The organism is Blautia acetica, from assembly GCF_038739805.1.
Taxonomy (GTDB): Bacteria; Bacillota; Clostridia; order Lachnospirales; family Lachnospiraceae; genus Blautia.
In genome coordinates this window covers 42,808-64,943 of record NZ_JBBEWO010000006.1, presented here as the reverse complement: position 1 = coordinate 64,943, position 22,136 = coordinate 42,808, and the positions used below count along the sequence as shown (strand labels likewise).

Below are 22,136 nucleotides of genomic sequence, written 5' to 3'. Positions count from 1 at the left end.
TCACTTCTCCTTCTCCGATGTTTCTTCTGCTGTTTTCTCGGTATCTGTCTGGCCGTTTTCCCCGTTCTCATCCGGATAAAGCAGCGTCTGCAGTTCTTCCAGAGCCTGGGGATAATCAAAGGTAGCACTCATGCCAAACAGCCCGTAGGTCAGGTCATACACTCTGCCTTCCTCTACTGCCTGAAAATGCTTCCATATATCATTGGTTTCAAAATCTTTCTGAAACATTTCCTTTACCTGATCCGGCAGCGCATGGGAAGTACGAAGGATAAGGTCCGGCTCCTTCGTCTTCATGTCCTCGGTATTGACGTTTAAAAATTCCTGATCTGTGCCGGCATAGACGTTTTCCCCGCCTGCCAGTTCCACCAGACTTCCCACATAGGAATTTTCCGTGGCAATGATATAAGAACCGGGAAGTCCCATGAGAATCAGTACCTTGGGCTTATCTTTGTCCTCATGTTCTTTCTGATATTTTTCATAAAAATCGGTAAATTCTTTTGTCTGTTTCTGCGCTTCCTCTTCCTTGCCGAAAATTTCTCCCAGTTCCTGCATAGAACGGTACAGCCCCGGTACACTTCTCAGATTGAGAAACGCCCAGTCCGTACCAACAGCCTCATACTTTGGCTGCAAATCGCTCTGGAGACTGGCAGGACTTAACACCCAGTCCAGGGAAAGGGAGGAGACCACTTCCATATCCGGGCTCATAGCTGTCCCCACAGAAGGCAAATCCTGATACTCTTCCGGCAGGGTGGTCACACTGGTTTCACAGATTCCCACCAAATCCAGCCCCAGTCTGCTGCAGACCTCTGCCACAGCCGGAGAAGTTGCAATAATTCTGGGTTCTGTTTTCATGGCAGATACTTTCTGCTTTGCCGCCTCCACAGCTGCCTTTTCCTGCGGGTCACTGATTTCCAGAAGCGTTTCCGCACTTTTGCTCTGCCCTGAAACTGTCTGGATATCCTTTGTATTTTCTGCTGTTTTCCCCTGACTCTGGTCCACACAACCGGCCAATGCAGCCAACAGCAAAACCGTGCCTGCCAGCAGCGCTGCTCTTCTTTTCTTCCTGCACTTTTCAGTAATTTTCATCATCTTCACCTGAACCCCATCTTTTCCAGTTTCTGCGGAACAGATACACAATTCCCGCAGCAGCAGCCATCAGCACCAGTCCGGAAAACGTGACACATACCGCTGTAGTAATAATACTAACCGTTTTGTTATTCCCACTGTTGGCCGTTGTTTCTGTTTCCTCGCCTTGTGTGGAAAGGCTCAGTCCCTGTGCCTGGCTAAGCGTTGCCTCTTCCGTATCGGAAGAAGGCGAAGCTGCTTCCTGAATACTGCTCTGCAAAGGTTCCGTCTGTGCGGTGTTTCCGGTGGTATTCTTTGTATCTTCCTGCGTATTCTGCTGTGTATCCGTCTTTGCGGAATCTGTACCGGAAGATGTGCCGGAAGACGACTTCAGAGACGCCGAAGGTGTTACGCTGCTTCCAGATGATGTACTGCCGGAAGAGGCGCTAGCTGAAGAAGTGCTGCTTCCGCTGTTTTCACTCTGACTGTCGGTCTGAGTCTCACTTTCCGTTCCTGTGCCGGAGGCCTCTGTCACTATGGTTGCTGTCATATCTGTACTGTTGCCCTCTGCATAATCTCCGGTATAGAAATAATAAATTACCTCCCTCCCCATGGGGTCCACATACATGGAACCTCTTACCACACAATTTTCACTGGGTACCTGAATACAAATATCACTGTTGGAGCCATTGGTATCTGTACCGTTGCCGGTAATCGCTGCAGAAACGGAAGACCACTGGCTGTCCCCTACATTCTGCACCCAGAAGCTATGATTAGAGGTGTAGTCCATCATGCTCAGACGAATGGTGAGATAATATTCTCCGCTGTCAGTCACTTCCATAATTCCATTTCCATATAGAATTCCTTCCAGCATCCCCTGCCCGGTGGCATATCCTGCCTCACCCCCGGAATCCTCGATTTCTCCGGTAACCGGATGTGCGTAACAAGGATAAATGGTACAGGTATAAACAGTTCCCGACGCCCCGTACACCAACGCGGCCCCTGTCCCAAACCTCATAAAAAATACCAGAGCCATACTGCAAACCACTGCCAGAAATTTCTTTTTCCTCTTCCGTTCCTTCATGTCTGTTTCCTTTCCCACTGTTTCCGCTTTTGAGTTAGTCGCAACTACCTCTCATGTAACCACTTATACCACGGGGATTTTTATCTGTCAACACTCTTTTTTTCACTTTGACGCACGGGTGCAACAAACGCTTTTTTCACTTTTCCTCAAAATCCGCTGTTTTTTCCTTGGGCATTTTCAAAATCTGCTGTTTCAGCGCTGAATAAAAATTACAAAAAGCAGGCGAAACACTTCTAAAACCAGAAAATCAACAACGCTGTACTTTCCGGCATATGGGTTCTTCCCACGCTGGCGCTTACCGTCACCGGCAGGATTCCTTTCATGGTTCCGTCCTGTTTTTTCCGAAAGGCAAAGACCCTGAGAGGAATTTTAAGACGCCCGGCCCGGATATCCGCCTGACATAAAATCCCCCTGTCCCGATACTTCAGTGATTCCAAATGTCCTCTCATAGTAATTCCGCTGACTCTGGATTTTCCCTGAGTCTCACAGATTTCAAGCTGGAGATAACTGCCTCTGCGGTTGTGCCGCAAAAGAGCAGGCTTTTGAAAGCCCCGGTCTGCCATAGAGCGTTCTCCCTGCTTTTTCCCGTCCTGCCGGTACAGGGCAAAATCCACCGGATAGGTGCCATAGTGAATCATTCCTCCCACCATCTGCTTTGCCTCCTGTTCCCGCAATGACCCCTGTTCTGTCTGCTTTTGTATCATACAAAGTATGGTCTTCGGCTCCATATGTTCTATCATGACCCGGACGTTACCCTCTGTTTCTGCTTCGTCCATGCCCATTTCCTGAAAATACACCCTGAGTCTTCGGATAAGCTGCCTGTATTCTCCCAGCCATTTTTTTCCCTTTTCTGTCAAATCCAGTCCTTCCGTCAGATACCCCTCTTCCAGACACTTTTTAAAATAACGGTTCACAGAACTTCTGTGTACTCCGCAGGTTTTTGCAATCCGGGTCACACTTCCCCTTTTCTTTCCGTTTTTCCCCAGCCGTTCCAGTTCCATAAGATAATAAACCTGCTGCAAAGCCGGCAAGCCTTCCCTTTTAAAATTTTCTCCCTGTTCCATGCTTTCATCCTCTGTATAAATGAATATTCAGTTCCCGGCAGTTCTCTTCCTTGGGGCTTTCTCCATTTTCCGTAAGCGCCACTAGACCTTCCGCTTCTATCACCGGGTCATCCGGGCTCAGAAAAAAATCAAAAATTTCCGAGGGAAGGCGAAATCCCTTTCCGTCTCTCTTTGCCGCTTTCCACTTCCCGGTATCCTGATACCAAAGCTGCTTTTTGTATCTCTGTTCTCTGGGCAAAAGATAGAAAACACATTCCTGCTCTCTGACGTGCAGGCAGCTTTCCGGGCAGAAATCTTCATAATCCCCGGATAAGGACCTGGGATAGCGGCTATCTGGGCAATACAGTCCCATCCCATGCACAGAAGTTCCTGTACAGTACAAATTCCGCAGCCTGCTGCTCTCCATTCGTTTCTCATATACTTCCCCATATTTCAGAAAATCATAAATACTCTGCATAGCTTCACTTCCCAACATTCCTTCCAGTGCACAGGCCTCTTTCTCTGCCTGCGCTTCCTCTGTCCCGCATATCAGCTGCAGAAATTCTGCCACCTCTGCACTCCGGCTGCTGACAACACCCGGCTGCTTTCTATTCTTTTCCATAGCGTTCTCCTTTCTTTTCCTGTTGTCTCCGCAATAGTTAGTTATATCTAACTATTTGTTATTATAATTTTCTCTTTTCATTTGTCAATATAAATTGCGGGAGTTTGACAGTCGTATACTGCCGAATCCGTCCTGCATCACTACTGTCTGCTGCCGCATATCCGAAGTTTGGCTGATACTTAAACAGCAGGTTGTAAATATACTGTGAAATCGTAATGGTAGTATTGGCCGGTCCGCCCTGGGTAATGTTCATGGTCTCGTCGAAGAGCTGAAGCGTACCAATGGTAGAGTTAATGGTTGTAAACAAAATAATTGGTTTTAACAGGGGCAGTGTCATATAGCGAAACTTCTGAAAGCCTGTTGCGCCGTCAATAGCAGCTGCCTCATAAATAGAATCATCAATACTCTGAAGTCCTGACAGATAGAAAATCATGTTGTACCCTGTCCATCTCCAGGTAATGGCAATAATAATCAGAATTCTGGCAAAAGTCGGATTCGTCAGCCAGTTAATAGGCTCTGCAATCATATGTAAATTCATGAGCATACCATTGATAAATCCGTCATTTGCAAAAAGACTCTTGAAAATAATGGAATACGCAACCAGAGAAGTTACACACGGCAGAAAGATAGCCGTCCTGAATAACCCTCTGCATTTTAATTTCTTGTTGTTGAGCATGGAAGAAATTGCCAATGCCAGCAGAATCATAATGGGAACCTGCACAATCAAGAACAACACGGTGTTAAACAGCGCCTTCTGAAAGGTGGTATCTGTCAACATTCTCTTGTAATTGGCAAGGCCTCCGAACTCTGTATTATTGGCAATACCTGTCTGGAAAGAGGCCAGAAATGCCTGTACCATAGGGTAAAATACAAAGCTGACAATCAACACCAGACTGGGAATGATAAACAGCCATGCACGTCTGTCCAGTTTTTTGCTAACGCTGTGTTTTTTCATAATTTTCTACTCCTCAAGAAGGGCCGCCGCATTTATGATTCCCTCATGCAAGCGGCCCCTTATTTCTTTCCTTACTGTGCTGTAGCAGCTTCTGCCTGTGCCTGATAGTCCTCTAATGTGGTATCTTTATCTGCACCGTTTAAGATGGCCTGAAGGGCTTCTGTCATTAAGTCTTCTAATACATATGTATTCATACCATAGTTTACAGAAGGTACTTCAGATGTCCATTTTGCAAAATCCGCGAAAACTTCCTGTCCGCCAAAGTATTCGCTGCCTTTTTTGTAGTTTTCAGCTTCTGCTGCTGCGTTCATGGTGCTGACAAGTGTAATGTCCGTTGCTAACTGGTTCATTAAATCTACGCTGCTTGCAAAGGTATTTCCAAGGAAGTCTTTTGCAAGTTCTTCGTGACCTACATTTTTCAGTACATACCAGCCACCGCCGCCGATGGAAGAAGCGTTTACAGAATCAGCATTTGCGTCCATTTTAGGGAATGGCGCTACTGCCCATTTGCCGCTCTGGTCTTCTGCTTTCTGGATAGATGGTGCAATCCAGCAGCCTGTTACTACAGATGCAACTTCACCGTTGTTAAATGCGCCTACGAAAGAATCCCAGCCGGATACCTGTTTTGTACATCCGGATTCTACTAATTTCTGATATACATCAATAGCGTCTTTTAAGGCCTGGTTGTCCGCAAAGGTAACTTCTCCGTCTTCTCCTGTATACCATGCGCCTGCGCTCTGCATCATCATACGAATCTGTCCGATGTCACTTGGGTCTAAGGTACACATATCCACGCCGCATTTTTCTTTTACAGCCTGACCGATTTCAATGTATTTATCCCAGGTAAGGTTTGCCATATCCGCTTCTGTGTAACCTGCCTGTTCTACTAAATCCTTGCGGTAGAAGGTAGCTGCTACACCACTGTCAAAAGGTACGCCGTATGTTTTTCCGTCAACCTGGTTTGCTGCCATCTTGTACTCTGCAAAAGCGCCGTCTTTTACAATGTCGGACAAATCTGCAAATTCATCCTGATAAGAAGTCAGATAACCCTGTGCTTTGTAATCTTCAATCAGCACAATGTCCGGGAGTCCGTCATAAGATGCGGAAGAAAGGCTTGTGTTCAACTTTGTCACGATGTCATCCTGTGCCATGGTTACAATATCAATTTCCACATCCGGATTTTTCTCTGCATACATTTCTTTGGCAACTTCTGCTGCTTTAATATTGAAGGCCTCATCCCATGCCCAGATGGTCAGTTTGTCGTCTCCGCCTATATTTCGTTTTTGCTCTTGTTGTTTATGTATGTATTTTAGCATACCGCCTAAAAATTCTTTAGGAATAAATTCATTCCTTTTTTTACTATTTCTGGTTCTTTCTATTTTTTTTGTATTATTTTTGTATATTGGAACTTTTTTTAGGTCATTGCTCACGCTCTAATATCAGACAGTGCATCGTTTGGCAGTTCTTCTATCGCAAAAAAGAAGAAGCTGCATATCAACACAAACTTCTTCTTTTCTCTGTTTTATTTAGATGAGGAGCCGTTTAAATCTTGCAAAATTTTTTCTATCACCTCTTGTGGTTCTTCTAATTCTTCTGCGATTTCTTCCGTAGTTTTTCCTTTTTGTACTTTCTTCTGTATCAATTCGCAAAGCAACTCTCGCTTTCCTTGTGCAAGCCCCACGATAACTCCAGCCTTTTTGCCCTCCTCCCAGGCTTCTTCCCTCTCCTGTCTCATATGTTTCTCCTGGTCATATTCAAATATACTCATGTTCTTTGCCTCCGCTTTATTCTTCTCCAGAAATTCCTTCAAAATTCCTTTCCTTATGCACTCTTCTATGGCTCATTTTCGACAAGGTATTCCGTACTTGTGTGGTACGTTATAGTTCCCATTTTCAAATCAACTAACACATAACATTTCAATTCGATATTATAAAAAACCAAATCTATATAATAATCTTGTGTATCCGTAATGATATGTTGCTGTCTACCTACAAAAGCAAATCCTTTTCCCATCTCCATGAGGAAATCTCGAATGTGCGATAAAATCGCCGATTCCAAATCACTTTCAAGATAAGTATTCTCATTCTTAAATCCTAAAAATTCAGCAACAATCGGGCTTTTCAAGAGTTCAAATCTACTTTTGGAAAATTTATTTGTTTTAGCTTTCATCTCTTCGATTATATTTTCCTTCTTTGGAGACTGCAAAAGTCTATAGTAATATTGGGTCTATATTCTCCTTGCTGCTCCTCTTCCTGCTGAAATAATCTCTTTGACCTCTGCAATAATAGACTGATAAATAGCTATATTATTTTCCATATTAATATCACCCCTTTTAACACTTGCTCGATAAATTAACAAATTCTGCTAACATCTTTGTTCCACCTCTCTGCATTTGTTCCTGTTTTCTATGAATAAAAGCATTGAGATTTTCCTTTGATATGTTGTCAGATTTTCAGACACGGCAGAATACCGCAATAGACATATTAGATTATTGGAAATATAATGCTTTGAAAATATTGTAACATAGGCATTCCCGCATTTCCACTGTTTTTCGAGAAAAACAAGAAGCCCTATGCCATACGCAACGACCTCTTCTTTTCTGCCGAAATTTGTTTTCCAGATTCCATCTTTCTGTTTCCCTGCTCCGCTCTCCAAAATACCGCTCTAAAATACCATTCCCCGGTTGCCTGCTTTCCTTCCTTCTGTTATACTGAATATGCTTTATTTTAATAAAAATCACATACTGGCTATAAACGAACGATAGTTCAGCAGAAAGGATTCTAATATGTGGATTGCCAATCAATGGAAAGATTATGAAATTATAGATACTTCAAAAGGGGAAAAACTGGAACGCTGGGGAGATTATCTTCTGGTGCGTCCGGACCCTCAGGTTATCTGGGACACTCCTAAGACACACAAAGGCTGGAAAAAAATGAACGGCCACTACCACCGCAGCAAAAAGGGAGGCGGCGAATGGGAATTCTTCGACTTACCGGAACAGTGGACCATCCAGTACAAAAGTCTGACCTTTAACTTAAAGCCTTTCAGCTTCAAGCACACCGGACTTTTCCCGGAACAGGCAGCCAACTGGGACTGGTTTTCTGAAAAAATCCGTACAGCCGGACGCCCCATCAAAGTATTAAACCTCTTTGCCTACACCGGAGGCGCCACCCTGGCTGCGGCTGCAGCCGGCGCTTCTGTCACTCATGTGGACGCTTCCAAGGGAATGGTTGCCTGGGCAAAGGAAAATGCCGTGTCTTCCGGCTTAAAAGACGCCCCCATCCGCTGGCTGGTGGACGACTGCGTAAAATTTGTAGAGCGGGAAATCCGCAGAGGAAACAAATACGACGCCATTATCATGGACCCGCCGTCTTACGGCAGAGGACCAAAAGGAGAAATCTGGAAAATTGAAGATGCCATTCACCCGCTCATTCAGCTGTGTACCCAGATTCTCTCTGACAACCCGCTGTTCTTCCTTGTCAACTCCTACACCACAGGACTTGCTCCTGCAGTATTGACCTACATGCTGGCAACGGAATTAAAGAAATTCAACGGAACCGTGGATTCACAGGAAATCGGACTTCCCGTAACCCAGAGCGGACTGGTACTGCCCTGCGGCGCTTCGGGACGGTGGGAAGCAGGGAAATAAAGGATGAAAAAGAAAATTCTCATTATTACCACAGGCGGAACCCTGGCCTGTGTGCAGGACGAAAAAGGACTGGTGCCGGGACTTTCCAGCAAGGATATCCTCTCCTACATTTCCGATATTACGGATTTGTACGACGTGGATTTTCTGGAACTGTTCCAGTTGGACAGCGCCAATATCCAGCCTTCCAACTGGCAGGCCATGGCAAAAACGATTTACGAGCAGTATATGACTTATGACGGCATTGTGATTTTCCACGGGACGGATACCATGGCATATACCTCTTCCGCACTGTCCTTCATGCTGCCGAATATCCCCATTCCCATAGTCATTACCGGAAGCCAGCTTTCTATTTTAAATCCACTGGCAGACGCAGTGGAAAACTGCCGCTGCGCCATTCACATGGCCGGAAGCGGCATGCCCGGTATTTTCCTTGCCTTTAACCGCAAGGTGATTCTGGGAACCAGGGCTTCAAAGGTACGCACTACCAGTTTTCATGCCTTTGAAAGCATTAATTATCCCTATGTGGGCGAGGTAAATTCCTGGGGGCTGGATTTGCGGCGCTCTTATATACCGGGACCAAGAGGCAAATGTACTCTGGAAACCAAACTGGAAGAAAAAGTCTTTCTTATTAAATTAGTACCCGGCTTTGACGGAAAAATTTTTCAGCTTCTGTATGAACAGGGCTACCGGGGGCTGATTATTGAGGCCTTTGGCATGGGCGGAATTCCCACCCTGTCTTCTGAGGTCATTGACGACTTAAAAGACGTCATTCAGAAAGGAATGATTGTAGTAGTGAAAAGCCAGTGTCCTTACGAGGGCAGCAATCTTTCTCTCTACGAAACAGGAAAAATCGCGCTGGATGCCGGTGTGTTCCAGGCTTATGACATGAGCACAGAAGCCGTGGTTACCAAAGTTATGTGGATTCTGGGCAAACACTGGGAGCGCAAAAAAATAGAGGAAATGTTCTACCGCAATCTGGCAGGGGAAATCACCCTTCCGGATGTGGCGGGGAACAGTTACAAAGGAGTGTAATTTTTGATTGTGAAAAATATTGTGATGTATCTCATAGCTGTGAATCTGCTGGCCTTTCTCTGCTTCGGTATAGACAAGCAGAAAGCCAAACTTCATCAGTGGCGAATTTCAGAGAAAACCCTGCTGGGAATTGCCGTCTGCGGCGGTTCTCTGGGCGCCATCTGCGGTATGCGTATCTTCAGACATAAGACACAGCACAGAAAATTCGCCGTAGGACTGCCGGCAATTCTGCTGATTCAGGCCATTGCGGCGATTGTTGCATACACGGTATTCAACTTATAAATGGAAATGGGAGGTAAGGTTATGTACGGTTCAACATTTGGAAACATTTTCCGCATTACAACATGGGGGGAGTCCCACGGCAGAGGTATCGGTGTTGTGGTAGACGGCTGCCCTGCCGGATTTTCTCTTTGCGAGGAGGACATTCAGGCCTTCTTAGACCGGAGAAAACCGGGACAGTCCCGTTTCACCACCAAGCGAAAGGAAGCCGACCAGGTGGAAATCCTTTCCGGCGTCTTTGAGGGAAAAACCACAGGACACCCCATTTCCCTTATGGTGGCAAACACGGACCAGCGCTCTCATGACTACAGCGAAATTGCCAACTGCTACCGTCCCGGTCATGCAGATTTAAACTATGACCGCAAATACGGTTTCCGGGATTACAGAGGCGGCGGACGTTCCTCCGGCCGGGAAACCATTGGACGTGTGGCCGCAGGGGCCATTGCCGCAAAGCTGTTAAAAGAACTGGGAATCACGGTTTCCGCCTATACCTATTCCATTGGTCCCGTACAGATTAACCGGGCCAATTTCTCCAAAGAAGAGATTTCAAACAATGCCCTGTACATGCCGGACACACAGGCAGCTCAGGCGGCACAGGAGTATCTGGACAAATGTATGCGGGAAACCAACTCCTCCGGCGGTATGGTGGAATGTGAAATCACCGGCGTTCCTGCCGGAATCGGAGAACCTGCCTTTGAAAAGCTGGACGCTGCCCTTGCAAAAGCCATGTTTTCCATCGGGGCTGTGAAAGGCTTTGAAATCGGCGAAGGCATGGAAGCAGCCCGCCTGACCGGACTGGAAAACAACGATGCCTACCGCATGGACACAGAGGGGCAGATTATGAAGAAAACCAACCACTCCGGCGGCATTACCGGAGGTATCAGCGACGGAGCTCCCATTCTTTTCAGGGCAGCTTTTAAACCCACCCCTTCCATTGCCGCACCACAGGAAACCGTCAACCGCCAGGGGGAGGAAATCGAAATCCGTATTAAAGGCCGCCATGACCCCATTATTGTTCCCAGAGCTGTAGTCGTAGTGGAATCCATGGCTGCACTGGTGATTTTGGACGCCATGCTGGGAAGCATGACCACACGCCTGGATAAAATCAAAGAGTTTTTTGACAAATAACAGTATTTTTTTGCCTTCGCAGACTCCTCTTCTTTCTTGAGTTTTCTGCGAGGGTTTTCTTTAGAAATTCTTTTGCTTTTTTACACGCCACTTTTTTAGTTTATACTTTATTATCTGTAGCATAGACAGAGGAACAGGAGAAAACCATGGATATGAATCACATTTTAATTGTAGAAGATGACAAAGACATACGGGAGGGCGTTGCCATTTACTTAAAGAGCCAGGGATATGAGGTCTTTATGGCAGAAGACGGCATGAAAGGTCTTGAAGTACTGGAAAAGGAAGAAATTCATCTGGCCATTGTGGATATTATGATGCCCCGCATGGACGGTATTACCATGACTATGAAGCTGCGGGAAAAACACGATTTTCCGGTGATTATGCTCTCTGCCAAATCCGAAGAAGTAGATAAAGTTATGGGGCTCAACATCGGCGCAGACGATTATGTCACCAAACCCTTTACTCCTATGGAGCTTATGGCCAGAGTCAATTCCCAGATGCGCCGCTACCGGCGGTTTATGGAAAAACTCCAGGCAAAAGAGCAGGAACGCACGGAAACTGTCTACACCATGGGCGGTCTGGAGGTCAACGAAAATACCTTTGAAGTCCGTGTGGATGACGCGCCTGTCAAGATGACACCCATGGAATTTAAAATTCTTCTGTTGCTTATCAAAAATCCCGGAAGAGTATTCTCAGCTGATGAAATTTATGAGCGGGTATGGAATGAAAGAGCCATTAACACAGAAACCGTTATGGTGCATGTCCGGAATATCCGCGAAAAGATTGAGATTAATCCGAAGGAACCAAAATATTTAAAGGTGGTGTGGGGAGTTGGATACAAAATTGAAAAATTATCATAAACTGACAGCCGTTATCGTGGCGCTGGTTATTCTGCTGCCGTCTCTGGCCATGATGATTATACGGCCCCATTATATTCGGCAGCAAAACAAACAGGAGAACCTGTCTTTTACAGAGTCCGGCCTGCTAAACCAACTGGTAGAAAACTGCTATGTGCTCTACGGGGAAGAACTGCAGAGCAAAAACAACAATACGTTAAGCGCTTACGACATGTTCTTCTCTACCGGAGAGACAAAGACTGCAGAAAGTACCTCATCGGAGACTACGGACTCTCAGGATTACACGGACATCGACTCTGTAGTTTACGACATGGAAGAAAAATACAACGATTGGCAGTCTGATTTTTCTCATCTTCGTACTTATCTGGAATACGACGTACTGGACGGAGAAAGCAAGGATATTATCGACACTAACCGTGGCAGCACGGAGGAGAAAAATTCTCTCTATACGGCGCTTTCCAATATGCGGACGCGCGGTGTCTTAGACGAGGATTCTGAATATGCCTTTGCCGCTATTGTGGAATACAACGAAAACGGCACTGTGAAGTCTACTTCCTTCCTGTCTCAGCAAAAAGGCGCAGAATCTCAGATGTTAAATGAGATTGCCAAACAGAATCCCACAGAGGAATTCAGCGATTACTACAATTTCCGCCGTACCTTCCAGAAACCGCAGAGCCGCATTTACTGCTTCGCTATGACCAACGCCGTGCTTCCCGATTTCCTGGAAAGCGATTACTCTTATTATCTGGAAACAGGCTCTTACAATGGCGATTTGCTGGTTCTGTGCCTGGCTCTGGCCGGTTTTGTCGCTCTGGGCGCTCTTCTGCTTCCTTTTGTTCAGCCGCTGCAGACGGGAGAAGAAAAAATCTTCCATACGCCTTTTGAAATTATCTTTGTAACAGGTATCTGTGCCATCAGTATCGCAGAATCCATTCTCACAGACCCTTCTGCGCTGAATACACAGGCCATTTACAATGTACTTACCAGCATCGGCACACCGGAACTTCCGGCAACTATTCTGCAATACACCTGGGGACTCTTTGGCTGGATTGCCCTCTTTGCTGTAGTTTACTGGACTGTAGGCTGCCTGCGTACCATGCTTACCATGGGACTGAAACGCTATATCAAAAAACGGGTACTGATTTACCGTATCTGGCCCTGGCTGTGCAAGCTCTGCCGGAATACTTATGACGGACTCCTTCATATAAACTTAAAGGATGACAGCAACCGTGCTCTACTGAAAATCGTGCTGATTAACTTTATTATCCTGGGCTTTATCAGCTTGATGTGGTTCTTCGGAATCGGCGCACTGGTGGTCTATTCCATTGCCCTGTTCTTCCTGCTGCGGAAGTACCTGCGAAGAATCCAGGACCAGTACCAGCTTCTCCTGGAAGCCACCAATGAACTGGCAAAAGGAAACTTAAACGGTACCATTCCCGAGGACTTAGGGGTATTCGAGCCTTTCCGTGAGGAAATCTCCAAGATTCAGACAGGATTTTCCAAAGCTGTTGACGAAGAGGTGAAAAGCACAAAGATGAAAACAGATTTGATTACCAATGTCTCCCACGATTTAAAAACCCCTCTGACGGCCATTATCACTTATGTGGATTTGCTGAAACAGGAGGATTTGCCGGAGGAAGAACGGAAACGCTACATTCAGATTCTGGACCAGAAAGCCAACCGGCTGAAAATTCTGATTGAAGATTTGTTTGAAATCAGCAAGGCCACCAGCAAGACCGTTACCTTAAACATTATGGACATTGATATTGTCAGTCTTCTGCGTCAGGTCAAACTGGAACTGCAGGACAAAATTGACGCTACGGATTTGGTATTCCGGTGGCAGCTTCCGGAAGAAAAAGTGATTCTTCCGCTGGACAGCCAGCGCACTTACCGGGTTTTTGAAAATCTGCTGGTAAACATTACCAAGTACGCCATGCCCGGTACCAGGGTATACGTCAACATGGAAAACACAGAAAATCATGTAAAAATTATTATGAAGAATATTTCTGCAACAGAGCTGAACTTTAATCCCAGCGAGATTACCGAGCGGTTCGTCCGGGGAGATTCTTCCAGAAACACAGAAGGCAGCGGACTGGGCCTGGCTATTGCCAAGAGCTTCACAGAGCTCCAGGGCGGACGGCTGGAGGTGCTGACAGACGCAGACTTGTTTACCGTTGAAATTACTTTTCTAAAATAATCGAAAAAGAATGCCATATCAAGCTGATATCAGGAATTTTCTCCCTGTGCTTGATATGACATTCCTATTTTTTCTTACATATGAGTCTTTTTCCTCATTTCTTCCCAGACATATTTCCCCTGGAAAATCCCAAGCCCCGCAAAAACAAGGGCCGATACCGCACCGCAGAGCACACAGACTCTATGCATCTGCACCAGTCCCGCAGGCCAGAACAGAAGCTGCAAAAGCCCTGCTGCACAGGCCAGCAGATAGTAAATCATATAATAAGATGCCGGCAGCTTCATCAGCTTCACAATGACCGTAAGCACAGGAAATACCAGAAGAATTACCACAGGAATTCCGTACTCTAAAGACCAGCCCCGATACCCGGTCAGAAAATCCCAGAACAGAAACACCACACACAAAAGCACCATCTGCCACAACGTATTTTTCAGCAGATTCCGTCTTTTGATAAAGGCCGCTGCCGTGAGAATCCACATACAGACAACAGCCGCCGCCAGAAAGCCTGCCCAGAATACCGGTGCGGGAAACATGAGATTGACCGCCAACCCCAGAACAAGAATCGCTATACAGCAAAAGGTAAACACCTTAAATCCCAGAAACACTCTGGATTTCTCTCCCGACAAGTCGGGAAACAGCTTGCTCTCCTCCTCACCTTCTCCCTCCAGCTTTCCCTGGCAAAGGGGACATCTCTTATGAGGCGTCTCTATGGAAACTTTGCACTTACTGCAGTACTGCATACTCATTCTCCCCCTTTCCAGTCTTCCTCATTCCAGGAAATAATACGCACCGCTGTCCCCTGTTCTGTCAGCATACGGAAGAAATTCCGCTCCACATGGCTTTCTGCAAACTGGGAAGTAAAGCTGATAGTCAGATTATCTTCAAAGGAACACATACAAATTTCCATTTTGGGCGTCGTGGTATAAAAATCAAACCAGTCTATATATTCCCTGCATTCTTTCGGCATCGTAATCTTTCCGATATTGGAAAACACAGCGGTTCCATTGGCAGAAGACAGTCTGGCTCCGGCCTGCATGCCCCACAGTTTCAAAGGCAGGGGAAGCGCCCGCATAAAAGGATTTTTCTCCATACGCATAAAACCGTTCATTCTGGCCGCAATCCGCTGGGGCGTCAGCTCTTCTTTAAAAAATTTTGCCGTAAACGCGATAACATCTTCCAGCTTTTCACTCTGGCTGGAAAAATCATATCCAATATCAATCCACCCGAAAAAGTTTCGTACCGAATCCGAGGGAAAATAGTTTCTCAGGTTCACGGGAATCATTAAGGCCACCGGCTTTTTCTTCTGCTTTTCACTCATATCCTGTGCAATGGCGCACAAATAGACAGCCGTGAGATATACAGTCAGCGTCGTGCCGTAAGAACGAGCCGTTTCCAGCAGTTCCTTCACTGACAAGATTCCTTCTGTCAGGTGCAGCATGTGGTATTCCGTCTTCCGGTAATGTAATTGATGCGCCCGGTATTTCGGGATTTTTTCCTCTTTTCCCCGGTCGGAATAGTATTTCTCAAAACTGTCTTCCGACATCTCTGCCGCTGTGGCGTCAGGCCTTACCTGGTCCGCCGTACCGCTCACCTTATCCGGGTGCAGTTCTTTGAGATAATAATAAAGCAAAGATTTTACAAACTGCATAGCCCCGGTTCCATCTGTAAGGGCATGATAAGTTTCAAAGTTAATCCGCTTCCGGTAGTAAGTCACTTCAAACAGCAGATTCTTCTGATCCCGGACATAAATCTGACTGCAGGGCGGCTTGTATTCCTCCCTCACCACCGGTCTTAAATGAGTTTCCTCCAGATAGTTCCAAAAGAGTCCGCCCCGCAGTACACAGAGAAAAAGCGCATAGTCTTCCACACATAAATCCAGCGCCCTCTGCAGCTTTTCCGGCTCTACAGCTTCCTTCATCTGGCAGGAAATCCGAAACACCCTCTCATCCTTTTTCCCGCTGGTAGCCGGAAATATTTTGGCTGTATTCTCCAGTGAGCGCCATTTTCTTCCTCTTCCTGGCACAATTTTTTCCCCCTTCTTTAATCCTGTATCCCCTCTGTTTCCAGAAATTCATTTATATATTCATAAGTCTTCTTCACTGCCGGATGAAAGGTTTCCAGCAGAAAAAATCCATGAATCCCGTCTGCAATTCTATGATATTCCACCTGGTTTCCCCCTTTTGCCAGTTTTGCAGCAAAGGCCTCTCCTTCGTCTCTTAACGGGTCAAATTCCCCGGTAATAATCAGAGTTTTCGGCAGATTGGTGAAATCCTCTGCCAGAAGGGGAGCAAAATAAGGGTTTTCTCTGTCCCTCTCTGAAGACTGGTAATAGTCCAGATAATCCGCCATATTCTGCCGTGTCAACAGGTAATCCTGCCCGTTCTCCATAAGGGAAGCAAAGCCGTTGTTCTCCCGGTAATTGTTGTTGACACAGGGGTAAATCAGTATCTGTCTGGGCGGCGCAAACTCCCCTCTGTCTCTTGCCATTAAGGTCACAGCCGCAGTCAGATTTCCTCCTGCGCTGTCTCCCATAATGGTAATGGAGTCCGGGTCTGCATTCAGCAGATTCCTGTCCGCAAAAACCGCTTTTGCCACAGCGTAACAGTCCTCCACCTGTGTAGGAAACCGGTGTTCCGGCGCCAGGGGATAGTCAATAGCTACCACTACATGACGGGTGTGCTTTGCAAGATTCCGGCATACCCGGCTGTAGGAATCCACACTTTCCGTCACAAACCCACCGCCGTGAATATACAGCAGCACAGGGTAAATGTTATCCGTCATGTCGCCCTTTTGCACTGCCTCTGCAGTCTGATAAGATTCACTGTCCGGAAAATAAATCCGAAGGGGAATCTCCCGTCCTTCCCGGTAAAACTTTGTATCTAAAGTCCGGTAAAAAGGCTTTAACGGGTCTAAGGCTTTCAGATTCATCAGCTTTCTGGATTTCTCCACATCCAGCCTGGAATCCGGCGAAGAAAGGGCTTTTAAAAGTATCTGTTTTGCTTTATTCATGTCTTTTTGTCCTCATTTTTCTCAGTCTGCCAGCCTGGCATTTGGCTTTGTGTTTCTTAATCATACCACACACACTTGAAAATGTACAACAAGACAGGTACAATAATCCCAATAGAGCAACGTTTTGCAAGAACAATGGGAAAGGATAAAACAGGACTATGAACTATATCATGATACTGGAAGATGATGAGGAACTGGCGTTTGGCATGGAGATGGCTTTAAAAGACAAAGATTTTTCCTTTACCGTATGCAGCACAGTCAAAGACGCGGCGGCAGCCTTAAAAAGCCAGACCTTTGACCTGCTGCTTTTAGATGTCAATCTTCCTGACGGCAGCGGCTTCGCCTTCTGCCAGGACATCCGCAGAGAAAGCAAGGTTCCCATTATCCTCCTGACTGCCCGTGACATGGAACTGGACATTGTACGGGGGCTGGAATGCGGAGCAGACGACTATATCACCAAACCCTTCAGCACCATGGTACTTCGGGCGCGTATTCGGGCGCTGCTGCGCAGAATCAGTCCCAAACAGGAATCAGAGTATATGCAGGAACCTTTTCGCTTCTCCTTTTCCACCATGGAATTTTACAAGGACGGAAAAGCCATAGAATTAAGCCGCACTGAGCAGAAAATTCTCTATCTTCTCGTATTTAACCAGGGAAAAATCCTCACCCGGGAGCGGCTTCTGGCATGGGTCTGGGAAGACGGAACCGAATATGTAGAGGACAACGCCCTGTCTGTAGGTATCCGCAGACTGCGGGATAAACTGGAAGAAAAACCTTCCAATCCCCAGTACATCAAAACGATTTACGGAAAAGGGTATATGTGGGAGAATGCGAAATGAAACTATTGCTTTTGGGAATCCTTGTTCTGCTTCTGCTGCTGTCTGTGTGCCTGTTCGCCATGGTTCAGTATCGGAAAAATCTGGACAAACAAATGAATCATATACTGGAAATCCTGGACAGAGCCCTGGACGGCCAGAAGACTTTGGCTGTTTTTGATGAATCTGCAGATGCTGCCATTTCTGAGCGGATAAACCGTCTTTTAGATATTTCCAATGCCAGTTATCGAAAGGCAGATGAAGAGCGCAATGTGGTAAAATCTCTGATTGCTGACATCTCTCATCAGGTACGTACTCCCCTGACCAATATCATGCTGTACACCGGACTTCTGGCCGAGGCGGAAATCGATGACCAGAGCAGAGCCCTGACGCAGAAAATACAGGCACAGACAGAAAAACTGGATTTCTTTATGAAAGAACTGGTACATTCTTCTTATCTGGAAAGTGACATGCTTGCTCTTCATCCCGCCTTTTCCGGTACAGCAGAGCTTCTGGGGCTTGTCTGCCAGGCGGAAGAGCTGCAGGCCATGAAAAAACATATTTCCTTTCAGATTTCTAGCGAAGATTTCCAGGCATTTTTCGATATGAAGTGGACAGCAGAAGCCCTGGGAAATATACTGAACAACGCTGTAAAATATGCCCCCAAAGGTTCTGAAATTCAGCTTTTTGCAGAAAGCTACGATTCCTTTATCCGTATTCATGTCCGGGACCAGGGACCGGGAATTTCAGAGAAAGAACAGGGCATGATTTTTCAGCGGTTTTACCGCTCCCCTTCTGTGTCTCAAGAAAAAGGTCTGGGAATCGGGCTGTATCTTGCCAGGGAAATTCTGGCGAAGGAGGGCGGGTATATCAAAGTGGATTCTTCCCCAGGCAAAGGCAGCGACTTCTCGGTGTTTCTTTCCAGACATGCTCTTTCGAATTCCGTATACTTTTGAAATCTGTCAAAACTGTCACTTTTGAGACAGAATGTGGAAAGATTATTCTGCTATAGTTACTGTAATGCAAAATACAGAAATCGAAAGGAGTATTTCTATGACTATCTTAAAAGCAGAAAATCTGAAAAAATATTATCCGCTGGGAAACACGGTTGTGAAAGCCCTGGACGGCGTCAATCTCTCCGTAGAAAAAGGCGAATTTCTCTCTATTGTAGGTAAATCGGGCAGCGGCAAATCCACGCTGCTGCACATGCTGGGCGGTCTGGACAACCCCACTTCGGGACGGGTGCTGGCAGACGGACAGGATATTTCCCAGATGGACAGAGATTCCCTGACCATTTTCCGGCGCAGAAAAATCGGTTTTGTTTTTCAGAATTACAACCTCCTGCCCCTGCTGAATGTGTATGAAAATGTGGTGCTTCCCATTCAGTTGGATGGTATCCGGCCGGACAAGGATTATGTAAACCACATTCTGGACATGCTGGGATTGTCTGAAAAGCGCTATGCCATGCCCGGCCAGCTTTCCGGCGGCCAACAACAGAGAACCGCTCTGGCCAGAGCTCTGGCGGCCAAACCTGCCATTGTACTGGCCGACGAACCCACCGGTAATCTGGATACCCGAACCGGACAGGACGTTCTGGGGCTTTTAAAAATCAGCCAGGAACAATTGAACCAGACTGTGGTCATGATTACCCATGATGAAGAAATTGCCCAGATGTCCCAGCGGATAATCCGGCTGGAAGACGGACGAATCTGCGGAGGTGGGATTTATGATTAAAGTAAACAATAAAAAGACCATTTCCCGCATAGCCCGCACCACTTATCAGGCAAACAGAAAGCGAAACCTCCTTACCATCCTTGCCATTATTCTGACTTCCTTCCTGTTGATAACCGTTATCGGAATCGGAATCCAGTACACCCAGGCGCTTTCCAGGCGAAACCTTATGATGTCCGGCAGAGATTACGACATCGCCCTGACAGAGCCCCGCCCTGACCAGATAGAAAAAGTAAAACAACTGGATTATATCCGCGCCTCGGGGCTGGAAGTGAAGTGTGCCATGATTACCCAGGGAAACGGCCAATATTCCAGTATGGTGAAACTGTTTTACAGTGACAAAGAAGGGTGGAAAAAACAGCTTCTTCCTGCTTTTGAATCTGTAAAGGGATGTTTTCCAAAGAACAAGGACGAAATCATGCTCTCTTTAGACGCCCTGAAGGAACTGGGTATTCAGAATCCCACCCTTGGCATGAAAATTCCTGTCACCTATTACAATATTACAGAAGAAGAGCCAAAGACTGCCCAGGAAGCAGACCAGAGTATTTTTACGGAAACCTTTACTCTTTCCGGCTATTTCAAAGATTATACGGGACAGTCCAAAGGGTTTGTATCAAAAGCTTTTTACGAAACTACGGGCGCTGACCAGACAAGCTATGGACAAGGTTACCTGTTCCTTTCCTTAAAACATTCTCTGTATACCCAGAAAAATATTTCAGCCCTGGAAAAACAGCTGAATCTGTCCGACCGCCAGATTCTGGAATCGGACCCGGATTTAATTTTCTACTACCTGAAAACAGCGGCAGGCATCATTTTTTTACTTTTCATGATTTTCAGCGCAGGGTATCTGTTTATTTACAATACGCTTTATATTTCCATTGCCAAAGATATCCGTTACTTTGGGCAGTTACGGACTCTTGGCATGACGACTCCCCAGCTTCGGCACCTGGTTTATCTTCAAGCCTTCTGGAATGCCGCAGGAGGAATTCCACTGGGGCTTCTCCTGGGACTGATTATGTTAAATCAGATTCTGCCCCAGGCCATCCGCCTGTTGGATCCCGGAGATGGGATAAAAGCCGTACATACCCCTCTCCTCTATGGAATTATCTGTCTGTGTGCAGGGATTTTCTCTGCTTTTACTGTCTTTATCAGTGCCAGAAAACCTGCAAAAATTGTAGGGGAATGTGCTCCTATGGAGGCTGTACGTTATACAGAAGCCGATTTAAAATTCCAGTCCAAAAGAACAAAAGCCAAAGGCAGCAACAGCATAAGAGCCATGGCATGGCGAAATATGTTCCGTCGAAAAAAACAGACCTTTGCTATTTTAACCTCGTTCTTTCTTGTGCTTTCGCTTTTTCTGATTGTAAGTATACTTTTGATGGAATATGATTCCAAACGCGTACTGAATACTATTTCTGACAGCGATATTGCATTGGAAAATAATACCATGCTCCGCGAAGATGAAACACAGCTTTTTACCTCTGAGAAACTGCAGAAGCTAAAATCCGTTCCCGGTGTAAAGAATATACGAACAGTCAAAACCACAGATATCTGTATTCCTTATCAGAAAGAGGCACTGGGAGGATATCTGAAACGGCTGTTTGAGTCCAGAATGACACCGGGCGGCAATTATAATGAAACCATGGACGCCTATAAAAAAGATACGGAAACTATGAATAACATGTTTGGAAGCCGTCTGGTGGGTATCAGCGAAACAGAATTTGACGTATTAAACGAAGAACTGGGAAATACGCTGGATAAAACCCTGTTTCTTGAAGGAAAAATTGCCCTCTTGGAAAAGAACTACTGGGTATCCCCAAAAGAAGCCGTGGGAAAAAATCTGACTTTTTACTTTCCCGGAAAAAGCCAGCAGATGTATTCTGTAAAAATCGCTGCTCTTTCGAATTCTCCCGCCTCTTTTTCCGGTGGCTACAACCCGCAGATTATAGTCAGTGAAAAATTTGCGGAAAAACTTGCAGGCGAGTTCCCCATTGAAGTAGTTTGTGCAGATTATGAGAAACCTTTTTCCAAAGAAACAGAAGCACAGATAAAGCAAATCTTCGCAGGTGAAAAGCGCGTTGGTTTCCAATCCAAGCTGGAATCCTATAAAAATATGTCAAAAACGGAAACTCAAATAAAAGTCTTTGGAAATGGCCTGGGACTGATTCTGGCGCTTCTGACGCTCATGAATTATTTTAATATGATGACTGCCAGCGTGCAGGAGCGTTCCAGAGAATTCGCTGTACTGGAAAGCCTGGGGATGACGCAAAAGCAAATAAGACGGGTACTTATGACAGAAGGTCTCGGATACGGCGTAATCTCCGTCTTGCTTTCCCTTCTGGCGGGAGTGCCTTTGGGATATGTGATTTTTCATTTTATGAACATTTACGGTATGACGTTCTGCGTTCCTGTCCTAAAAAATCTCCTGCTCTTTATGATAGCCTTTGGAATCTGTGCTCTGATTCCACCACTGCTTTATAAGAGAATGCAAACAGGCAGTCTGGTGGACAGAATAAGAACAAGCGAATAAAAAATAGGATTCGCCTATTCAACTCCCCTAATTCCCTTAATCTTGAGGGAATTAGGGGTTTCTTTGTGTCAGCAATGAAGGCTGTGGCAAGAAACACATAGTGTGCTTAATGCCACAGCCTCTAATTTACAAGGTATTCA

The 22,136-nt window shown here is 45.9% G+C and carries 21 protein-coding genes; 10 read left to right on the top strand and 11 right to left on the bottom strand.

Annotated features, from left to right (window positions below):
- From isdE to WBS51_RS05855, 8 genes are all read right to left on the bottom strand, one after another.
- Nucleotides 1–1,089 carry a heme ABC transporter substrate-binding protein IsdE gene (gene isdE / locus WBS51_RS05890; protein ID WP_294459418.1) on the bottom strand — a complete coding sequence of 363 codons (1,089 nt, stop codon included), beginning with the start codon at nucleotides 1,087–1,089 and terminating at the stop codon, nucleotides 1–3.
- Nucleotides 1,073–2,149: a heme-binding Shp domain-containing protein gene (locus tag WBS51_RS05885; RefSeq protein WP_294459420.1), complete on the bottom strand. Its 1,077-nt coding sequence runs from the start codon at nucleotides 2,147–2,149 to the stop codon at nucleotides 1,073–1,075. The genes isdE and WBS51_RS05885 overlap by 17 nt, the downstream gene beginning before the upstream one ends.
- Before the next feature lie 233 nt (nucleotides 2,150–2,382).
- Nucleotides 2,383–3,213 carry a helix-turn-helix domain-containing protein gene (locus WBS51_RS05880; protein ID WP_294459422.1) on the bottom strand — a complete coding sequence of 277 codons (831 nt, stop codon included), beginning with the start codon at nucleotides 3,211–3,213 and terminating at the stop codon, nucleotides 2,383–2,385.
- A gap of 4 nt (nucleotides 3,214–3,217) precedes the next feature.
- Nucleotides 3,218–3,814, bottom strand: a complete 597-nt coding sequence (locus WBS51_RS05875) for an iron dependent repressor, metal binding and dimerization domain protein (RefSeq protein WP_294459424.1) — start codon at nucleotides 3,812–3,814, stop codon at nucleotides 3,218–3,220.
- Between the two features lie 61 nt (nucleotides 3,815–3,875).
- Nucleotides 3,876–4,769, bottom strand: coding sequence for a carbohydrate ABC transporter permease (locus WBS51_RS05870; protein WP_294459427.1), 894 nt, complete (start codon nucleotides 4,767–4,769; stop codon nucleotides 3,876–3,878).
- 71 nt (nucleotides 4,770–4,840) lie between these two features.
- Nucleotides 4,841–6,085 (bottom strand): ABC transporter substrate-binding protein, encoded by a 1,245-nt coding sequence (locus WBS51_RS05865; RefSeq protein ID WP_294459430.1) that lies wholly within the window; start codon nucleotides 6,083–6,085, stop codon nucleotides 4,841–4,843.
- A 206-nt stretch (nucleotides 6,086–6,291) separates the two neighbouring features.
- Nucleotides 6,292–6,537 (bottom strand): hypothetical protein, encoded by a 246-nt coding sequence (locus WBS51_RS05860; protein WP_294459432.1) that lies wholly within the window; start codon nucleotides 6,535–6,537, stop codon nucleotides 6,292–6,294.
- Nucleotides 6,538–6,602: 65 nt separating this feature from the next.
- Nucleotides 6,603–6,938: a PDDEXK nuclease domain-containing protein gene (locus tag WBS51_RS05855; RefSeq protein ID WP_294459434.1), complete on the bottom strand. Its 336-nt coding sequence runs from the start codon at nucleotides 6,936–6,938 to the stop codon at nucleotides 6,603–6,605.
- A gap of 616 nt (nucleotides 6,939–7,554) precedes the next feature.
- Here WBS51_RS05855 and WBS51_RS05850 point away from each other — a divergent pair.
- The 6 genes from WBS51_RS05850 to WBS51_RS05825 all read left to right on the top strand — a co-directional run bounded on the left by WBS51_RS05850 (nucleotide 7,555) and on the right by WBS51_RS05825 (nucleotide 13,911).
- Nucleotides 7,555–8,418 carry a class I SAM-dependent methyltransferase gene (locus tag WBS51_RS05850; protein WP_173749022.1) on the top strand — a complete coding sequence of 288 codons (864 nt, stop codon included), beginning with the start codon at nucleotides 7,555–7,557 and terminating at the stop codon, nucleotides 8,416–8,418.
- A gap of 3 nt (nucleotides 8,419–8,421) precedes the next feature.
- Nucleotides 8,422–9,450: an asparaginase gene (locus WBS51_RS05845; protein ID WP_173749021.1), complete on the top strand. Its 1,029-nt coding sequence runs from the start codon at nucleotides 8,422–8,424 to the stop codon at nucleotides 9,448–9,450.
- Nucleotides 9,451–9,459: 9 nt separating this feature from the next.
- On the top strand, nucleotides 9,460–9,732 hold the full coding sequence (locus tag WBS51_RS05840) for a DUF1294 domain-containing protein (RefSeq protein ID WP_330489572.1): 273 nt from the start codon (nucleotides 9,460–9,462) through the stop codon (nucleotides 9,730–9,732).
- A gap of 21 nt (nucleotides 9,733–9,753) precedes the next feature.
- Nucleotides 9,754–10,857 (top strand): chorismate synthase, encoded by a 1,104-nt coding sequence (gene aroC / locus WBS51_RS05835; protein WP_294459437.1) that lies wholly within the window; start codon nucleotides 9,754–9,756, stop codon nucleotides 10,855–10,857.
- A 146-nt stretch (nucleotides 10,858–11,003) separates the two neighbouring features.
- Nucleotides 11,004–11,717, top strand: coding sequence for a response regulator transcription factor (locus tag WBS51_RS05830; RefSeq protein WP_173749019.1), 714 nt, complete (start codon nucleotides 11,004–11,006; stop codon nucleotides 11,715–11,717).
- Nucleotides 11,689–13,911 (top strand): sensor histidine kinase, encoded by a 2,223-nt coding sequence (locus WBS51_RS05825; protein WP_294459439.1) that lies wholly within the window; start codon nucleotides 11,689–11,691, stop codon nucleotides 13,909–13,911. The genes WBS51_RS05830 and WBS51_RS05825 overlap by 29 nt, the downstream gene beginning before the upstream one ends.
- Before the next feature lie 74 nt (nucleotides 13,912–13,985).
- On the opposite strand, the gene WBS51_RS05820 is transcribed toward WBS51_RS05825, so the two are convergent.
- Genes WBS51_RS05820 through WBS51_RS05810 form a run of 3 tightly spaced genes read right to left on the bottom strand, consistent with a single transcriptional unit; the run spans nucleotide 13,986 to nucleotide 16,920 of the window.
- Nucleotides 13,986–14,651 carry a DUF6320 domain-containing protein gene (locus WBS51_RS05820; protein ID WP_291682379.1) on the bottom strand — a complete coding sequence of 222 codons (666 nt, stop codon included), beginning with the start codon at nucleotides 14,649–14,651 and terminating at the stop codon, nucleotides 13,986–13,988.
- A 2-nt stretch (nucleotides 14,652–14,653) separates the two neighbouring features.
- Nucleotides 14,654–15,934 (bottom strand): alcohol acetyltransferase, encoded by a 1,281-nt coding sequence (locus WBS51_RS05815; protein WP_173749016.1) that lies wholly within the window; start codon nucleotides 15,932–15,934, stop codon nucleotides 14,654–14,656.
- A gap of 17 nt (nucleotides 15,935–15,951) precedes the next feature.
- Nucleotides 15,952–16,920, bottom strand: coding sequence for an alpha/beta hydrolase (locus WBS51_RS05810; protein WP_294459442.1), 969 nt, complete (start codon nucleotides 16,918–16,920; stop codon nucleotides 15,952–15,954).
- Between the two features lie 158 nt (nucleotides 16,921–17,078).
- On the opposite strand from WBS51_RS05810, the gene WBS51_RS05805 reads away from it, so the two are divergent.
- The 4 genes from WBS51_RS05805 to WBS51_RS05790 all read left to right on the top strand — a co-directional run bounded on the left by WBS51_RS05805 (nucleotide 17,079) and on the right by WBS51_RS05790 (nucleotide 21,996).
- Nucleotides 17,079–17,759, top strand: coding sequence for a response regulator transcription factor (locus WBS51_RS05805; RefSeq protein WP_173749014.1), 681 nt, complete (start codon nucleotides 17,079–17,081; stop codon nucleotides 17,757–17,759).
- Nucleotides 17,756–18,691, top strand: coding sequence for a sensor histidine kinase (locus WBS51_RS05800; protein WP_173749013.1), 936 nt, complete (start codon nucleotides 17,756–17,758; stop codon nucleotides 18,689–18,691). The genes WBS51_RS05805 and WBS51_RS05800 overlap by 4 nt, the downstream gene beginning before the upstream one ends.
- Before the next feature lie 97 nt (nucleotides 18,692–18,788).
- The gene (locus WBS51_RS05795; protein WP_173749012.1) at nucleotides 18,789–19,469 is read left to right on the top strand and encodes an ABC transporter ATP-binding protein; all 681 of its coding nucleotides are present in this window, start codon (nucleotides 18,789–18,791) and stop codon (nucleotides 19,467–19,469) included.
- A complete protein-coding gene (locus tag WBS51_RS05790; RefSeq protein ID WP_294459449.1) occupies nucleotides 19,462–21,996 on the top strand; it encodes an ABC transporter permease in 2,535 nt (844 codons plus the stop codon). Before WBS51_RS05795 ends, WBS51_RS05790 begins: the two co-directional genes overlap by 8 nt.
- Nucleotides 21,997–22,136 lie beyond the last annotated feature (140 nt).

Excerpts from the sequence above, each read along its gene's own strand:
- WBS51_RS05855 (WP_294459434.1), bottom strand. The coding sequence starts at position 6,938 with ATGAAAGCTAAAACAAATAAATTTTCCAAAAGTAGATTTGAACTCTTG.
- WBS51_RS05870 (WP_294459427.1), bottom strand. The coding sequence starts at position 4,769 with ATGAAAAAACACAGCGTTAGCAAAAAACTGGACAGACGTGCATGGCTG.
- isdE (WP_294459418.1), bottom strand. The coding sequence starts at position 1,089 with ATGATGAAAATTACTGAAAAGTGCAGGAAGAAAAGAAGAGCAGCGCTG.
- WBS51_RS05865 (WP_294459430.1), bottom strand. The coding sequence starts at position 6,085 with ATGCTAAAATACATACATAAACAACAAGAGCAAAAACGAAATATAGGC.
- WBS51_RS05880 (WP_294459422.1), bottom strand. The coding sequence starts at position 3,213 with ATGGAACAGGGAGAAAATTTTAAAAGGGAAGGCTTGCCGGCTTTGCAG.
- WBS51_RS05810 (WP_294459442.1), bottom strand. The coding sequence starts at position 16,920 with ATGAATAAAGCAAAACAGATACTTTTAAAAGCCCTTTCTTCGCCGGAT.
- aroC (WP_294459437.1), top strand. The coding sequence starts at position 9,754 with ATGTACGGTTCAACATTTGGAAACATTTTCCGCATTACAACATGGGGG.
- WBS51_RS05800 (WP_173749013.1), top strand. The coding sequence starts at position 17,756 with ATGAAACTATTGCTTTTGGGAATCCTTGTTCTGCTTCTGCTGCTGTCT.
- WBS51_RS05795 (WP_173749012.1), top strand. The coding sequence starts at position 18,789 with ATGACTATCTTAAAAGCAGAAAATCTGAAAAAATATTATCCGCTGGGA.
- WBS51_RS05790 (WP_294459449.1), top strand. The coding sequence starts at position 19,462 with ATGATTAAAGTAAACAATAAAAAGACCATTTCCCGCATAGCCCGCACC.
- WBS51_RS05845 (WP_173749021.1), top strand. The coding sequence starts at position 8,422 with ATGAAAAAGAAAATTCTCATTATTACCACAGGCGGAACCCTGGCCTGT.
- WBS51_RS05850 (WP_173749022.1), top strand. The coding sequence starts at position 7,555 with ATGTGGATTGCCAATCAATGGAAAGATTATGAAATTATAGATACTTCA.
- WBS51_RS05820 (WP_291682379.1), bottom strand. The coding sequence starts at position 14,651 with ATGCAGTACTGCAGTAAGTGCAAAGTTTCCATAGAGACGCCTCATAAG.
- WBS51_RS05875 (WP_294459424.1), bottom strand. The coding sequence starts at position 3,814 with ATGGAAAAGAATAGAAAGCAGCCGGGTGTTGTCAGCAGCCGGAGTGCA.
- WBS51_RS05885 (WP_294459420.1), bottom strand. The coding sequence starts at position 2,149 with ATGAAGGAACGGAAGAGGAAAAAGAAATTTCTGGCAGTGGTTTGCAGT.
- WBS51_RS05830 (WP_173749019.1), top strand. The coding sequence starts at position 11,004 with ATGGATATGAATCACATTTTAATTGTAGAAGATGACAAAGACATACGG.
- WBS51_RS05805 (WP_173749014.1), top strand. The coding sequence starts at position 17,079 with ATGAACTATATCATGATACTGGAAGATGATGAGGAACTGGCGTTTGGC.
- WBS51_RS05860 (WP_294459432.1), bottom strand. The coding sequence starts at position 6,537 with ATGAGTATATTTGAATATGACCAGGAGAAACATATGAGACAGGAGAGG.